Annotated in this window: 15 protein-coding genes; 14 read left to right on the top strand and 1 reads right to left on the bottom strand. The window is 36.3% G+C overall.

The annotated features are described in order from the left end of the window. The first annotated feature begins 12 nt into the window (after positions 1-12). The 14 genes from NRE15_RS08475 (at position 13) to NRE15_RS08410 (ending at position 16,044) form a co-directional block, all read left to right on the top strand. Positions 13-705 (top strand): metal ABC transporter ATP-binding protein, encoded by a 693-nt coding sequence (locus tag NRE15_RS08475; RefSeq protein ID WP_313794975.1) that lies wholly within the window; start codon positions 13-15, stop codon positions 703-705. Further along, the gene (locus NRE15_RS08470; RefSeq protein ID WP_313792460.1) at positions 666-1,487 is read left to right on the top strand and encodes a metal ABC transporter permease; all 822 of its coding nucleotides are present in this window, start codon (positions 666-668) and stop codon (positions 1,485-1,487) included. The genes NRE15_RS08475 and NRE15_RS08470 overlap by 40 nt, the downstream gene beginning before the upstream one ends. 246 nt (positions 1,488-1,733) lie before the next feature. Then, a complete protein-coding gene (locus tag NRE15_RS08465) occupies positions 1,734-3,359 on the top strand; it encodes a substrate-binding and vWA domain-containing protein (RefSeq protein ID WP_313792459.1) in 1,626 nt (541 codons plus the stop codon). 1 nt (position 3,360) lies between these two features. Beyond that, entirely contained in the window at positions 3,361-3,975 is a 615-nt protein-coding gene (locus NRE15_RS08460; RefSeq protein WP_313792458.1) for a 5-bromo-4-chloroindolyl phosphate hydrolysis family protein, read from the top strand. Continuing rightward, the gene (locus NRE15_RS08455) at positions 3,972-5,030 is read left to right on the top strand and encodes a hypothetical protein (RefSeq protein WP_313792457.1); all 1,059 of its coding nucleotides are present in this window, start codon (positions 3,972-3,974) and stop codon (positions 5,028-5,030) included. The genes NRE15_RS08460 and NRE15_RS08455 overlap by 4 nt, the downstream gene beginning before the upstream one ends. A gap of 36 nt (positions 5,031-5,066) precedes the next feature. Further along, the gene (locus NRE15_RS08450) at positions 5,067-6,212 is read left to right on the top strand and encodes a toxic anion resistance protein (RefSeq protein WP_313792456.1); all 1,146 of its coding nucleotides are present in this window, start codon (positions 5,067-5,069) and stop codon (positions 6,210-6,212) included. Between the two features lie 188 nt (positions 6,213-6,400). Continuing rightward, positions 6,401-7,237, top strand: coding sequence for a pur operon repressor (gene purR / locus NRE15_RS08445; RefSeq protein ID WP_313792455.1), 837 nt, complete (start codon positions 6,401-6,403; stop codon positions 7,235-7,237). Positions 7,238-7,327: 90 nt separating this feature from the next. Further along, positions 7,328-8,698 carry a bifunctional UDP-N-acetylglucosamine diphosphorylase/glucosamine-1-phosphate N-acetyltransferase GlmU gene (gene glmU, locus NRE15_RS08440; RefSeq protein WP_313792454.1) on the top strand — a complete coding sequence of 457 codons (1,371 nt, stop codon included), beginning with the start codon at positions 7,328-7,330 and terminating at the stop codon, positions 8,696-8,698. Between the two features lie 18 nt (positions 8,699-8,716). Continuing rightward, positions 8,717-9,700 (top strand): ribose-phosphate diphosphokinase, encoded by a 984-nt coding sequence (locus tag NRE15_RS08435; RefSeq protein ID WP_313792453.1) that lies wholly within the window; start codon positions 8,717-8,719, stop codon positions 9,698-9,700. 179 nt (positions 9,701-9,879) lie between these two features. Further along, the gene (locus NRE15_RS08430; RefSeq protein WP_313792452.1) at positions 9,880-11,274 is read left to right on the top strand and encodes a sugar transferase; all 1,395 of its coding nucleotides are present in this window, start codon (positions 9,880-9,882) and stop codon (positions 11,272-11,274) included. 206 nt (positions 11,275-11,480) lie between these two features. Next, on the top strand, positions 11,481-12,461 hold the full coding sequence (locus NRE15_RS08425; RefSeq protein WP_313792451.1) for a hypothetical protein: 981 nt from the start codon (positions 11,481-11,483) through the stop codon (positions 12,459-12,461). Between the two features lie 173 nt (positions 12,462-12,634). After that, positions 12,635-14,122, top strand: a complete 1,488-nt coding sequence (locus NRE15_RS08420) for a nicotinate phosphoribosyltransferase (protein WP_313792450.1) — start codon at positions 12,635-12,637, stop codon at positions 14,120-14,122. A gap of 16 nt (positions 14,123-14,138) precedes the next feature. After that, positions 14,139-14,966 (top strand): ammonia-dependent NAD(+) synthetase, encoded by an 828-nt coding sequence (gene nadE, locus NRE15_RS08415; protein WP_313792449.1) that lies wholly within the window; start codon positions 14,139-14,141, stop codon positions 14,964-14,966. A 25-nt stretch (positions 14,967-14,991) separates the two neighbouring features. Beyond that, positions 14,992-16,044, top strand: a complete 1,053-nt coding sequence (locus tag NRE15_RS08410) for an MraY family glycosyltransferase (protein WP_313792448.1) — start codon at positions 14,992-14,994, stop codon at positions 16,042-16,044. A gap of 22 nt (positions 16,045-16,066) precedes the next feature. Here the strand turns inward: NRE15_RS08410 and NRE15_RS08405 are convergent, their stop codons facing one another. Next, positions 16,067-16,717: a YigZ family protein gene (locus NRE15_RS08405; protein ID WP_313792447.1), complete on the bottom strand. Its 651-nt coding sequence runs from the start codon at positions 16,715-16,717 to the stop codon at positions 16,067-16,069. Positions 16,718-16,792 lie beyond the last annotated feature (75 nt).

Raw genomic sequence — 16,792 nt, 5'->3', positions numbered from 1 at the left:
AAGGTGAATAATATCGCATTAATTGAAGTGAAAAACTTGTCATTTTATTATGAACAAGAAAAAGTGTTAAATAATATCAATTTTAGTATTGATACAGGTGAGTTCGTCATTTTAACCGGTGAAAATGGTGCGGCTAAATCAACACTCATTAAAAATATCATTGGTTTATTGAAACCAGCCACTGGAGAAATAAAGCTTGCTAAGGTTAATCATTTAGGTGAGCCTTTATCGATTGGTTATGTCCAACAAGATGTGGCTTCTTTTAATGCGGGCTTTCCTAGTACTGTACAAACGTTTGTAGAGTCCGGTCGATATAGTAAAAACCGCTGGTTTCGAAAATTGGATGCAGAAGATTATGAACATGTGGATCGCGCCTTAGCATCTGTAGGCATGACAGAGATTCGCCACAAAAAAATTGGTGATTTGTCTGGTGGACAAAAACAACGGATTAGTCTTGCGAGAGTCTTTGCCCTAGACCCTGATTTATTTGTATTAGATGAACCAACAACGGGAATGGATGTTGGTTCGCGAACAAAATTTTATAAATTATTAAAACATAGTGTCAAGCATCATGGGAAAACGATTTTAATGGTGACGCATGCCGATAAAGAAATCGAAGGCTACTATGACCGTGAGATTCGTTTAATAAGAGAGGAGGGTTCTCCTTGGAGATGTTTCAGTATGACTTCATCCAACGCGCGTTAATTGCAGGGATAGCCATCTCTTTTATCACGCCCATAATTGGATTATTGCTTATCTTACGACGTCAATCCCTTTTAGCCGATACACTGTCACATATATCTTTAGCTGGCGTCGCTTTAGGTGTGCTATTGGGCACAAATCCGACGATAACAACATTAATTGTTGTTATTTTTGCATCGATTGCCATTGAATACTTGCGTATTTCCTACCGTAATTATTCAGAGATATCCGTAGCTTTGATGATGGCAACGGGAATGGCTGTTGCTTTAGTGCTAATGAGCTTTAGTCCTGATTCGAGTAATTTTAAAATTGATCAATATTTGTTTGGGTCCATTATTTTGATAACTGAACAAGAAGTGTGGATGTTAGTGATTTTAGCCATCATTATTCTTGTCTTATACATTATCTTTAGAAGACCTTTGTATGTTTTGAGTTTTGATGAAGCAACTGCCCATACTAGTGGTTTGCCAGTAAGATTTATGTCAATTACTTTTTCAATTATAACAGGTGTAGCGATTTCTATAATGATGCCGATTATTGGTGCCTTACTAATTTCCGCTCTTATTGTCATACCTTCAGCGACAGCGATAAAGATTTCAAAAAGTTTTACGCAAACTATTTTAATTGGTATAGTCATTAATTTAATTGGGATATTTAGTGGGATTACCTTATCCTTTTATTACGATACGCCTCCTGGTGCTTCAATCACACTTTGTTTTGTTTTTATCTTTATTTTAGTCTCAATTTTGAATCGTATCTTTTCAAAAGCGCGCATACAAGAATAACGTAAAAGCCTAGTTACCTTTTTTGAGGTAGCTAGGCTTTTCTAATAAATATTATTATTCTATAAGCAATCTTACTTGCTTTTTAAATGTTAAAAAAGATAAAGTTATCTTAGAGACAGAATTTTTTGATAATGGTTATTATCTCGGTCTCAAGTTGGATTTTTCTTATAAGATGCGATTGTCATCGCAATTATTATTTAGAAAAAGTATAATTAAGTTAGACCAAATAGAGTAAGGAGGATGTTTATGAAAGCGAAATGGTCTGTCCTGTTGTTACTAGTTAGTATCTTGTTTTTAGCTGCCTGCGGGGATGAAGAAGTAACGACTCCTTCTAGTTCAAGTAGTGATTTTGAAGTCACTCAATATAATGGCTCGACCTTATCAATTGTTGCAGGTTCCGAAAACGCTGAATTAGAACCTATTATAGAAGCCTATGCTCATGAAAACAAACAAAATATTTCGATAGAGTATTTAGGATCGCTTGATATTATGCGTTTACTACAAAGTGGAGAAGTTAAATATGATGCGGTTTGGCCAGCTAGTTCAATTTGGCTAACATTGGGCGATACGCACAGAATGCTTAATCATTCACAGACAACCTCTATTTCTCCAGTTGTTTTTGGAATAAAAGAGTCATTGGCTGAAGAATTAGGCTTTAAAGATAAAGATGTGTCTATTGCCGATATTATTGAGGCAATTGAAAATGATCAATTAAATTTTGCTATGACATCAGCGACGCAGTCGAATTCAGGTGCATCAGCTTATATTGGATTTTTAACAGCAATCGCCGGAAAAGAGGAAGGAATTACTTCAGAAGATTTAGCGGATGAAAACGTTCGTGAACAAATTACAACCTTATTATCAGGGGTTAACCGTTCATCTGGGAGTTCCAACTGGCTGGTGGATCTATTTTTAGCGGGTGACTATGATGCGATGGTTAACTATGAAACTTTAATCATACAAACAAATATTGAGCTAGAAAAGCAAAATGAAGAACCTTTATATATGGTTTATCCTGTCGATGGTCTTTCTATTAGTGATTCTCCATTGGCTTACGTTGATCATAATGATGATGAAATGGAAGAAGCTTTTCTAAGTTTTCAAACTTATCTATTGAGTGATGAAGCACAAAACGAAATTGAAAAAACAGGGAAACGCTCTGCTTACGGAACGATTCGTCCTGAAAACGAGACGGTCTTTCGATCTGACTGGGGTGTCGACATCGATCGCGTCCTGGCCCCTATCAGATGGCCACAATCAGATGTGATTATGGAAGCACTGAACTTATATCAAGCGGAATTTAAAAAGCCCGCTCTAACCCTATATGTTTTGGACTTCTCGGGTAGTATGTCGGGGGAAGGTTACGATCAAATGATGGCAGCCTTAGAAGAAGTATTAATTCCTGAAAATGCCCAAGCCAACCTATTATTAGGAACGGCAGATGATCTTACATATATAATCCCTTTTGGAAATGAAGTGTTAGGGGTAGAATCTGCCGTTGGAAATTCAAATGAGCTTGAGGCTTTGTACAAAAAGGCAGAAGGTTATCCATTATCATCTTCAACCTATATGTATGAAGGGATTATTGAAGCTTTAACGATTATTAATCAAGATTATTACCCCGAAGGTATAAAAGACTATAATCCGGCGATTGTCGTTTTAACGGATGGAATGCCCAATGGGAATAAAGTGTTTAATGACTTGAAAGAAGTATACAATACCTTTGGAATGGATGTTCCTGTTTTCTCAATCATGTTTGGCTCAGCTTCAGATAGTGAATTAAGTCAAATCGCTCAGTTGACCCGTGCTAGAGTGTTTGATGGTCGCACGAATTTGATTGAAGCATTCCAACAAGTGAAAGGATATAACTAATATGAAAGGACAAGCCAAACAAAATTTTTTAGCCATGGTGATTTCGATTGCTGCCTTCTTAATCATGTTTTTTGTCTTAGATTGGCCTCTCATCTTAACCATTGTTTTGGCCGTTGCCATTTTCTTAGGCGTATTTATGATAACTAAACCGGTATTGAAAATTGGTGACATTGAATTAGAACGTTTAGCAAATGGGCAAGAATTAGCCGCTATTTACCAAGAAGCTGAGACTGAGGTTAAGCAAATGACACAGTTAGCTGAAGGAATTAAAAACCCATCGATAGGGGAAAAATCAAAAGCTTTAAGCGGAATTGCTCAAGATATATTAAATTACTTAGAAGGAGCACCAAAAGATATTTCATCATCTCGACATTTTCTAAGTTATTATTTACCTACCGCCAATAAAATAATGAGCAATTACTTGCATCTAAAAAAAGCTAATGTGTCTGCCGATAAATTTAATTTGATTACCGAACGGACTGAAGAATCGCTGGATTTACTCACACATGTTTTTGCCCAACAACGCGATAATTATTACAAAGATCAAATGATGGCTTTAGAAGTTGAAACAGAATTACTCGAAAAAACGATTCGTTTAGGAGGCGGTAATTCATGAAAACACGTTTATGGGGCTTGATTGTTTTAGCTTTAGTAATTGTAACAGCCGTCGTTTATACCGTCTTTCAAGGTAATCAGCCAACTCAAGTGGAACTGAATGGTTTTTTAGGCGGTGAAAAATCAGGTTTGTTTAGTAACCCTGAGTTTCAAGATTATATCAAAGATGAGTATGGGATAACGTTAAATTATCGTATCGATGGCTCCTTTGATATGGTTCAAGGAGACATTGAAGGTCAAGATTATTTATTCCCATCAAGTCAATTGGCTTTAGAGCTTTACCAACAGTTAAACCGCCCTTCAGTCGAAGATGATATTGTTTTAAACACTCCGATTGTCCTGTATTCACGTCGTTTAGTGACCGATGCACTTGAACAAGAGGGTGTCGTAACGGTGCGTGACGGGGTGCATTATGTCAATATGGTTAAGTTAGCCGAAATGATAGCGAATGAAACATCTTGGGCAGATATTGGTATTCCGGAATTGTATGGAAATGTTCTAGTAGACACAACGGACCCCAATGCATCTAACTCTGGGAATATGTTCTTAGGTCTATTAGCCAATAGTCTAAATAATAATCAGGTAGTGAATACATCAACTGTTGATGCCATTCTCCCGCAGATTCGAGACATTTATCAAGCTATTGGTTTTATGCAAACTTCTTCGTCTGATATGTTTAATCAGTTTTTACGCCAAGGGGTTGGCGCATATCCGATTATCGCTGGATATGAAAATCAACTACTAGAGTTTTCTAAGATACAGCCAGATGTTTATGAACAAGTTCGTGATCAAATTGTTATTTTATACCCTGAACCAACGGTTTGGTCTTCGCACGTATTAATTGGCTTGACCGATCAAAGTGAAGTTTTAATTGATGCTTTATTGGATCCACAAGTTCAAGACTTGGCTTGGCGTGAACATGGATTTAGAACGGTTGTATCCGGGGCAAGTAATGAATCCAATTATGATATTCCGGGCTTAGCTTCTGAGGTAACACAAATAATGCCAATGCCGGATATAGAAACGATGTTGTTGTTAATGGAAGCCGTTAAGTAAATAGGGTTAGAATAACTATAAAGGGAGACGACACAGATGAGCGAAAAGAATGAAGTTACACTGGACAGTTTAATGAAAAATAATCTAAAAGCCCAAGCCCAGATTGACCCGACAGAAATTACTGCTGAAGTGGAACGCCAAGTAGAAACGCTTTCGCCCGAAGAACGCATGCGTGTGGATGAAATTAAGCAGTCGTTAAATATGCAAGATAGTCAATTGTTAAGTATTTACGGCAGTAATTCGCAAAAAAACTTAGCCCAATTTAGCGATCAAATCTTGACGGAAATCAGAAGCAAAGATGTTGGTGAGATAGGGAGTCTGATGTCGGATTTAATGTTAAAAGTCCGTGATTTAGATATTGCCAATATTGATGAAGGAGGCTTTCTTTCGAAAATTCCTTTTCTCAATAATGCAAAACGTTCCGTTGAAAAGTATTTAGCTAAATATGATGTGATGGAAAGTCAAATCGACAAAATTCAAGCGTCCTTAGAGTCTGGGCGGATGGAACTATTAAAAGATATTGGCACGTTTGATAAACTATACGAAAAAAATGTTGAGTACTTTAACGAATTGCAATTATACATTGTTGCAGGTGAAGAGAAAATCGCTGAGATGCGTGGCGAAACGTTACCTAAATTATATGAACAAGCAAAAGCCAGTGGCGATTCCATGGCTGTTCAAGTCGTGAATGATTTTAATGAAACAATTAATCGATTTGAAAAGAAAATTTATGACTTAAAAACCTCAAAAACGATGGCAATTCAAACAGCTCCACAAATTAAGTTAATTCAAAATAATGACAAACTACTTGTTGATAAAGTAACTGATGCAATTAATAATACTATCCCATTATGGAAGTCACAAGTTGTCATCGCTTTAGGTATGGAAAAACAAGGTCGTGTCTTAGAAATGCAAAAAGAAGTTTCGGATACGACGAATGAATTACTTAAACGTAACTCAGCACGCTTGAAACAAAATACCTTAGAAGTAACCAAGGAGTCTGAACGAAGCACCATCGATATTGAAACCTTGAAAAAGGTCAATGAAGATTTGATTACAACGATTGAAGAAAGTTTAGAAATTCAAGAAAATGCGAAAAAAGCTCGCGCTGAAGCCGCGATTGAATTAGAAAAAATAGAATCTGATTTACAAGACGCTTTATTGAAGACCATTAAATTTTAACAGAATAACTAAAAGAGCTCAGTGCTTTTAAATTTTTATTTAAAAAGGCTCAGCTCTTTTTTGGTTGTCGTGGCAGTGGAATTTATTTAAATGATTTATCAATTTCCGAACTTTACTATCATTTTATATCTAATTGTTAAGCTATTTGCTATAATATGAATAGAAATTGATAGGAAGGAGCAAGTTAAATGAACCAACCAACTAAAGTTAGGCGGAATCATCGTCTAGTATATATTACGCAATACTTAACTGAACGCCCTAATCAATTAGTACACTTGTCTTATTTTGCTAATTATTTCAATTGTGCTAAATCATCTATTAGTGAAGACTTGGATTTTATTCGTGGGGTTTTAGCGGAAAATCAAATGGGAACCATTAAAACAGTTTCTGGTGTTACTGGTGGTGTAATTTATCAACCTCAATTAGGTGATAAAGAAATCCAACAACTGATTAAGACACTTATCCAACAATTAAAAACGGGTAAACGAATCCTGCCAGGTAATTATATTTACTTAACGGATATTTTACAGCAACCTTCATTAGTAGATTCAATTGCCAAATTGATTGCTGCGCATTATCAAGATAGGAAAATCGATGCTGTTGTCACCATAGAAACCAAAGGAATTGGCTTAGCTTCGGCGGTTGCTCGCTTTTTAAATGTGGATTATTTAATTGTTCGTCGCGACTCGCAAGACACCGAAGGATCAACTATATCAATTAATTACGTTTCGGGTATTCATCGAACGGTAAAAAAAATGGAATTAAGTAAATCCAGCTTAAAAGCAGATAGTCATGTGCTAGTGGTTGATGATTTTATGCGAAATGGTGGTACGATGGAAGGTTTAATTTCCTTGATACATGAATTTGATAGCCATGTGGATAGTATTTGTGTGTTGGTTGATAATTCTCCGGAGAAGCAAATTCACTTGCCTGAGTATCAATCAATCATTAAAGTAGAGATTGTTTATAATCAAGAAAATAGTAAATTTGAACTTGCTGTCGAAAAAGGAACAATTTTTGCATAGAATAGTCGCTGGCTGTTTAAATATAACTAGTTTTCTACTATAATATAGATGAATTCTATAAATGATTTAAATCACATAAGGGGTGTTTGGATGGGTAAGCGATTGGCTGTCGTGTTAGCTGCTGGAAAGGGAACTCGGATGAAATCGAGTTTGCCAAAAATGTTACATGCTATTAACGGATTATCTATGGTGGAACATGTTATTAGAGCCGTTCAACAAAGCCAGGTTGAAGATATTGTGTCAATTGTTGGTTTTGGTTCAGAACAAGTTGAAGCCGTTTTAGGTGAACGTTCGACATATGCGTATCAAGCCGAGCAATTAGGGACAGGCCATGCTGTTTTGCAAGCTAAGGATTTATTAGGGAATAAAGCAGGCAGTACATTGGTTATTTGTGGTGACACACCACTATTAACGAGCAAGACATTAAACCAATTGTTTGAAGCACATGAACAGAGTGGATCTTCAGCAACCATTTTAACCGCAATCGTTGATGATGCAACAGGTTACGGGCGCGTTATTAGGGATTCTAATCAAGCGGTTGTAAAAATTGTTGAGCAAAAAGATGCGAGTGAAACGGAATTAAGCGTCAGAGAAATTAATACCGGCACATATGTCTTTGATAATCAAAAACTGTTTGCAGCCTTAGAACGTGTCACCAATAATAATGCACAAGGGGAATATTATTTACCTGATGTGGTAGAGATAATGAAAAATGATGGCAATTTAGTTTCTGCACACATTTTAGAAGATATGGAAGAAGCCATTGGGGTCAATGATCGGGTGGCCTTAGCTAAAGCAGGTCAAACATTAACGCGAAGAATTAATGAAGAACATATGCGTAACGGCGTAACCTTGATTAACCCTTTAACAACGTATATTGAAGTGGATGTTCAAATTGGTTCGGATACCATCATTGAAGCGGGTGTAAGTCTTAAAGGGCAAACGACGATTGGATCTAATTGTTTTATTGGAGCTAATTCTGAAATTGATTCAAGTGTCGTTAGCGATAATGTTGAAATTAAACAATCGGTCGTAGAGTATTCACACATCGATGAACACGCAACCGTTGGGCCTTTTGCTCATTTAAGACCAAAATCAGTTATTGGAGAAGCTGTGCATATTGGAAACTTTGTCGAAGTAAAAAATAGCACATTAGGCGCAAATACAAAGGCAGGACATTTAACCTATATTGGTGATGCCGATTTAGGCGAAGATATTAACGTCGGTTGTGGTACGATATTTGTCAATTATGATGGTAAACATAAACATCGTTCGACAGTTGGAAACCAAGCCTTTATCGGCTGCAACGCTAATATTGTATCACCTGTGAATATTGGCAAACGCACCTTTATTGCTGCGGGTACCACCGTGACAAAAGATGTAGAAGATGAAGCTTTAGCTATTTCACGTGTAGACCAACGCAATATTGCAAACTACTGGAAAAAATTACAAAATAAATAATATATAGGGGGTAACACTGTGCGTGATCATTTATATAAAGACGCAAGTTTAAAAATCTTTTCATTACGTTCAAATGAACCTTTGGCGGCAAAAATTGCTGAAGAAGTTGGTGTTGAACTAGGAAAGATTTCAATTTCACATTTTGCCGATGGTGAAATTAAAGTGAACATTGAAGAAAGTATTCGAGGAGATAATGTCTATATTGTTCAATCAACCTCCTATCCCGTAAATAATAATCTAGTTGAATTATTAATTACAATAGATGCGTTAAAAAGAGCCAGTGCCAAAACCATTAATGTGGTTATTCCTTATTATGGCTATGCACGCCAAGATCGTAAAGCTAATTCACGTGAACCAATTACGGCTAAGCTAGTTGCTAATATGATTACCGTAGCAGGCGCAACTCGCGTTTTAGCCCTTGATTTGCATGCCGCTCAAATACAAGGTTTCTTCGATATTCCATTAGACCATTTAGTGGGTGCGCCATTGCTGGCTAATTATTTTATCGAACATGGTTTAGACAAAGATAATATTGTTGTGGTCTCTCCTGATCATGGTGGCGTGACCCGGGCAAGAAAATTAGCTGAATTTCTAAAATCCCCGATTGCGATTATTGATAAGCGTAGACCAAAAGATAATGTTGCTGAAGTGATGAGTATCATTGGTGAAGTTGAAGGTAAAACGTGTGTTTTAATTGATGATATGATTGATACAGCGGGGACCATTACCTTAGGCGCGGAAGCTTTATTAGAAAAAGGTGCCAAAGAAGTATATGCTTGCTGTACCCATGCTGTCTTCTCTGGACCGGCTATCGAACGATTAGAAAATTCACAAATTAAAAAAGTTGTCGTGACGGATTCAATTTTATTAGATGAAAGTAAACAAATGGATAAATTAGAAGTCGTGTCTGTTGCTCAATTGATGGCTGAAGCAATTATTCGGATTCATGAAAACCGCTCAGTAAGCCCATTATTTAATGAGAAATTTACAATTATTGAATAATACTATTCGCTAAAAGTATAGACTAAGCCAAGAAGTTAAATAGTATGTATACTAAGCTTCTTGGCTTTTTTATATTGTTGTTTGTTGGCTGGGTATTTGTTTTTTGTAGCTATGCAGAGACATTCTCGTTATAATAAGGTGAAAAAACCTTTCAATTTTTTTGAAAAGGAGGATAAAATGTGAATAATCGTTATGAATGGAATAATTTATTACGTTTCATTGCTGTTATTGTTGGTTCAATCGTATCATTAGGCTGTATCTACCTATCGTTCTATATAAAATTTGCTGGCGATATTCCAGCAAGAAATTTTAGAGCTTTTGAAGACAGTTATTTGTGGATATTTATTGGGTTTATTGTCATTAATATATTATTTGGAACTTATATTTTTTATAATAAAACACTGCTTGATTTGTTTTATTTTACGATGCTAAGTCAATTAGTTTTGACTATTTATATGATGGCGTTAACGTATGCTGGTAGTTGGTTAACGTTCCCACGTAGTGTTATTTTAATCAATTTTTTTGTAGGAACCTTTGGTATGTTTATTTACAACTCGTTGGTCTACTGGGCTTACCATCGCATTCGCGGAAAGAAAAAGATTTTGGTGGTTGGTGAGGAGCAAAGCGCTCTAAATGCTGTAAGAAATTTTGATTTGATGAAAAACCGTCGTCACGAAGTGACGCATGTCGTCCTATCTAATTTTTTCCATAATGTTAGAGAAAATGCCAGTGAAGTTGATATTGTCTATGTCGTTGGAAATATCGAAGAATCCGAGCGCGTTAAAATTTATGAGTATTTAACAGCTCAAAACAAAAAAATGTTTTTAAGTCCAAACTTTCAGAATTTGATGATGGTAAAACCCAATATTATGAATTTTGAAGATGAAAGCATTATCGAAGTATCACCTTTTAAAATCTCAGCTGAAGAAGAATTAATCAAACGCTCCATAGACATCATCGTTGCGCTTGCTTTAATCGTAATCACTTCACCCATTATGTTAATCACGATGGTTGCTGTTAAATTAGATTCACCCGGACCCATCTTTTACAAACAAGAACGGATTACGAAAAACCAGCGTGAATTTAATATATTAAAATTTAGATCAATGAAGGTAACGGCTGAACAAGATTCCGGACCCGTTTTAGCTACTTCTAATGATGCACGGGTGACCAAAGTAGGACGTACCATACGTAGTCTTCGGATTGATGAATTACCCCAACTATTCAATGTTTTAAAAGGTGACATGTCATTAGTGGGTCCCCGACCTGAACGGCCATTTTTTGTCAATCAATTTAAGGAAGCTAATCCATATTATAGTTTGCGTCATAATGTACGTGCTGGAATTACGGGTTATGCCCAAGTTTACGGGAAATATAGCACTGATTTTAATAGTAAATTAAATTTTGATTTGCTTTATATCAAAAACTATTCATTATCCTTTGATTTCAAACTTTTGTTCCAAACAGTCAAAATCCTGTTTGATAAAGTTAGTTCACGCGGGGTAGAAGAACCTGAACAAGAAGTTCAAACGGATTGGAGCGACTACCAAGACAAAGTCACCCTTATTCAATAAAGCAAACCCCTTAAATAAATATCATTGTTTTCTATCAGAATGTTGCAGAGGAAAATTTGATTAAAGTGACTTACTTTTCAATGTAAAAAACACTTGCATATACTTAAGTAGTTAATTTTTGAAAAAATTGAAGTCTTAAAATTAGTAAGCAAAAAAAACATATGCTATACTAAAGGCAATTAATCCAATAAAGAAGGGTGATTAAAATGAAAAAAGGTTTAAAAGCTTTCAGTAGTTTGCTAATTGCAATTTTAGTAGCGATTCAAATTGTACCTGCGGTTGGAGCTCAGGAAAATGATGCTAGAACGATTCTACAAGAAATTAATCAGACGAATAACGAAGTAATCTCTATGCGTGGGGAGGGGTTCTTATCCCTTTCTATGGTAAGTAATGAGCAACGCGCTGATCTTGGACAGTTAAATTTTGATTTTGCTTATAATATCGATCCGAAATTTGCATTGGATGCAAAAGCTGAAGTAGTATCGCCTTTTATTGGTGAAGCATTGAATTTAGGTGTTTTTTATGATAATGGAGTAGCTTATCTATTTGATGGCACTGCATGGGAAGCACGTGATTTTTCAGCTGAAGAACAAGCTATTTCAGACGCCTTTTCGGAAGCCATGGGTGAAATTACCAATGGACCAGATTCTGAAGAAGCTCAAGCAATGCTTGATATAAATGTTAAATATACTGACTTAGAAGTGACCGATACAGAATATATTTTTTCACTAAAAGAAAATATTAATGCGGAAGAATTGTGGGCTGACCTTAATAACGTGGTTGATTTAGAAGCCCTTAAGGATGAAGCCATTGCACAAGCCGAAGCAGAAGCTGGCGAAGCGATTGACCAAGCATCATTAGATACAATTGAGTCTATGTATAGTGCAGAAACTTTGGATGCTATCCTAAAAACAAACCCAGTAGTCGATGTGCATTATGATAAAGAAACTTTACGCGTAACGAATTTTACGTTTGAATTTAATATTAATCTAGCTGATTTTATTCCTGAAGAAGATTTAGTCGATGAAGAAGGCAATTCTACAGCTAGCCAATTACCACAATTAATCATTGTGGCTGGTGAAATCAACTTCTCTAATTTTGGCGAACAATTTGATATTTCTGTTCCTCAAGAAGCCATTGATTCATTGATACCTGAAGAATCCGTTGAAGAGAGTTCCCAAGAATAATCCATCAAAACACATCGGATTAATTAATAAACATTTGTTCTTAGGAGCAAATGTTTTTTTATTTAACTAAGTATTTTTTTGCTGATAGAGTACGGCTTTTAAGCGGTTTTATGGTACAATAAATGCAACTTAAAAACTGGATTTAAATATTTTATGTTTAAGGAGAATAGTCAATGTACAATTATGCAGACGATAGCCTATCTTTACATACCGATCTATACCAAATTAATATGTTAAAGACATATTGGGAGAAAGGGATTGATAATCGCAATGCGGTGTTTGAAGTCTACTTCAGAGAAAATCCTTTTAATAATGGTTATGCAATTTTTGCTGGTTTAGAGCGCGTTATCCAATATATCCAATCTTTTCGATTTACAGAAACCGATTTAGCTTACCTTAGAGAGTTGGATATTTACTCAGAAGAATTTTTGGATTACTTGAAGCATTTCAAATTTACGGCTTCGATTCGTTCAATGGTGGAAGGGGAACTGTGTTTTGCTAATGAACCTTTAATTCAAGTGGAAGGTCCGCTGGGGCAATGTCAACTTGTTGAAACAGCTATCCTTAATATCGTCAATTATCAAACATTAATTGCTACCAAAGCCTCACGCATGCGACAAGTGGTTGGCAAGGATGATAAATTATCCGAGTTTGGTTCACGTCGTGCGCAAGAGATGGATGCGGCTATTTGGGGGACACGTGCCGCTTATATTGGTGGGTTTGATTCGACTAGCAATGTGCGGGCAGGTAAATTATTTGGTATTCCAGTCAGTGGAACCCATGCACATTCATTAGTACAAGCTTACCGCGATGAATACCAAGCCTTTAAAGCCTATGCTGAAACACATAAAGATGTGGTCTTTTTAGTTGATACCTATGATACTTTACGCTCGGGAGTACCGAATGCGATTCGAGTTGCCAAAGAAATGGGCGATAAAATTAATTTTATTGGGGTACGCATTGATTCGGGGGATATGGCTTATCAATCTAAACGAATTAGAGAACAATTGGATGAAGCAGGTTTTACAGAGGCGCATATTATTGCTTCGAATGATTTGGATGAACTAACCATTTTAAACTTGATTATGCAAGGGGCCAAAATTGATGATTGGGGCGTGGGTACGAAAATTATAACCGCCTTTGACCAAGCATCTTTAGGTGGCGTGTATAAATTAGTCAGCATTGAAAATAGTAAAGGTGAAATGGTCCCGACGATGAAAATTTCGAGCAATGCGTCTAAAATGTCCACCCCTGGTGTTAAACAAGTTTGGCGTATTACACGTAATCGAGACGGGAAATCTGAAGGTGACTATGTAGCCTTGTCTGATGAAAGACCCGATTTACAAGATTCGCTCTTTATGTTCCACCCGACCCATACGTATATTAATAAAACGGTGACGGATTATACGGCTAAACCGATTCTGGTGGATATTTTTAAAGACGGAGAACTAGTCTATGATAAGCCCGATTTAAAGACAATCAAAGCTTATACGGCGACGGTTATTCAAGATTTATGGGATGAATACAAACGGATTTTAAATCCAGAACAGTATCCAGTCGATCTATCACAACGGTTATATGATGAAAAAATGGCTAGTATTAAATCAATCCGCGACAAAATTCAAAATGATATTGATGTTAATGAAAATAATCATTTTTAGGGAGAGGTAACTACTTATGCGACCTTTGCAAAAAGAAATTATTGAAGCGTTAAAAGTTTTACCCGTAATCGATCCTCAAGCAGAGATCCGTCGTTCCATTCAGTTTTTAAAGGGATATTTATTAAAACATCAAGGATTAAAAACACTGGTGCTTGGGATAAGCGGGGGTCAAGACTCTACCTTGGCAGGTAGATTGGCTCAATTAGCTGTCGAAGAATTGCGTGAAGAAACAGCGGTTGATTATCAATTTATCGCAGTGAGATTACCGTATGGGGTACAAAAAGATGAGTCGGATGCTCAAGAGGCTTTGGCTTTTATTCAACCTGATCAATCGTATACGGTCGATATTAAACCTGCCACCGATGCGGTGGTTGCAGCGGTTGAAGGCAATCAATTAGTCATTAGTGATTATAATAAGGGTAATATTAAGGCGCGCCAACGGATGATTGTTCAGTATGCCATTGCAGGGCAAACGGCTGGTGTTGTGATTGGGACCGATCATGCTGCTGAAAGTGTTACGGGTTTTTATACTAAATTTGGCGATGGAGCGGCGGATGTTATACCTTTGTGGCGTTTAACCAAGAGCCAAGGGGCCGAATTATTAAAAGCTTTAAATGCTCCTGAAAAACTCTATTTAAAAACACCTACCGCTGATTTAGAAGAAGATAAACCCCAATTACCAGACGAGCTAGCTCTAGGAGTATCCTATGCAAGTATTGATGCTTATTTAACGGGGAACGAAGTTGATGAATTAGAGGCTCAAAAAATTGAAGATTGGTATTTAAAAACACGGCATAAACGACATTTACCGATTACCGTATATGATACCTTTTGGCTTGAGTAAAATGAGATAGAAAGTGAGATAAATAATGGGGTTTTATGCTCGTAGTTTTGCGGTTTTACTTCTAACCAGTATCTTATCCTATGTATTTACATTAATAATTACAAAGTTAGCTTATCGTTATCAATGGTTTGACAAGGATCCGCATCAAATAAAGGATAGTCAATTGCGTATCCCTAGCTTTGGAGGAATTGCTATATTTTTAAGTTTCTGGATAGGTGTTTTTGTTTTATTTCCAAATTTACTCTATTCGGCAGAACATTTAAGTTTACTGCTAGCATCTATTGTGATTGTTATTACAGGTTTGATTGATGATGTGTATGAATTGAGTCCACTGAAAAAAACCTTTGGCATTCTACTAGCAGCCAATATTGTTTATTTTTTTACGGATGTTGAATTCTCTTCAGCTTTATTACCGGTAGCCTCACCAGCCGTTTTCAATCTTGTTTCATATATTGCAACCATTGTGTGGATTTATTTAGTGACAAATTCCATTAACTTATTAGATGGTTTAGATGGATTAGCTAGTAGTGTTACAGCTACTAGCTTACTATCGTTAGCGATTATTACTTATTTTTTTAGTTTATCTATTCGAATGACCTTTCTTTTTATGATTTTGTTATTGCTAGCAGCCATTTTAGGTTTTTTACCGCATAATTGGGCGCCAGCTAAAATTTATTTGGGCGATACGGGTGCGTTGTTTATTGGGTTCATGTATGCAACCTTAACCGTGACCAATTTAAAAAATGCTAGTTTTTATTCGTTGATTGTTCCGGTCACCTTATACGCTGTACCGATTTTTGATTTTGTATACGCCTTTTTGCGTCGCATGGTCAATGGACAACCTGTTACTGAAGCGGATCAAGAACATATTCACCATCGTTTGCTTAAACTAGGTCTTAGTGAAAAGAAAATCGTTGGTTTGATGATTTCCATTACCTTGCTATTTTCTGGGGTAGCCATTTTAGCAAACTTATTGCCGTCTTATCGTTGGCTATGGGCGATTGTAACGCTTTTGATGATCTTCGCCATGTTCTTAGGTATGTATATGTTGTCCAATAAAAATTCGGATAATAAATAACTAAAATAATTCACTAACCTACTCAATCCATAGGATCTTGGTAGGGTATATCGACCGTTTGAATTTCCTTATTGGTCCATTCGAACTGATTGTTTAAACGTTCAATCAGTGATTGTTGAAAGCTTTCAACCGCTTCTAAATTTAAGGCCAATGTATAGGTGACTTTGTCGGTATATTGTGTGTCTAGGATAGTCACGGATTCTTGGCTGTTGTTAATAAAATAAATAAAGGCATCATTTTGTGCGTAATGGAGGACGATTTCGACGATTTGTTGGTCAATGTTTTGGATTAAGTCAACAAGCTTTAATGCTTCGCTAACACTACTTGAGTATGCCCGAATCAAACCGCTAGCTCCAAGTTTGATACCACCAAAATAACGGACGGTTATGGCGGCGATATTGGTTAATTGTCTTCGTTTCAATACCTCAAGCATGGGGATTCCAGCCGTCCCACTTGGTTCGCCGTCGTCGCTCATGCGCTGAACCATTGAATCATTTCCCAAAATATAAGCGTAACATAAATGATTGGCCTTATAATGTTCTTTTTTTAATTGCGAATAAATATCATCAAATGCTTCAGCGTTAAATATGGGATAAAGGTAAGTAATAAATGTGGATTTTTTAATCTCTAGGGTATTTTGAAAAGGATCTTTGATACTGATATAGTTGTGCATGTTTTCATCTACTTTCTAGATTAATTAAGGATATTATCATAGTTATATTTTAACAAAAATTATAAGAAAGCGTGA

Source organism: Fundicoccus culcitae (assembly GCF_024661895.1).
Classification (GTDB): domain Bacteria; phylum Bacillota; class Bacilli; order Lactobacillales; family Aerococcaceae; genus Fundicoccus_A; species Fundicoccus_A culcitae.
This window is presented reverse-complemented; position numbering and strand designations above follow the sequence as displayed.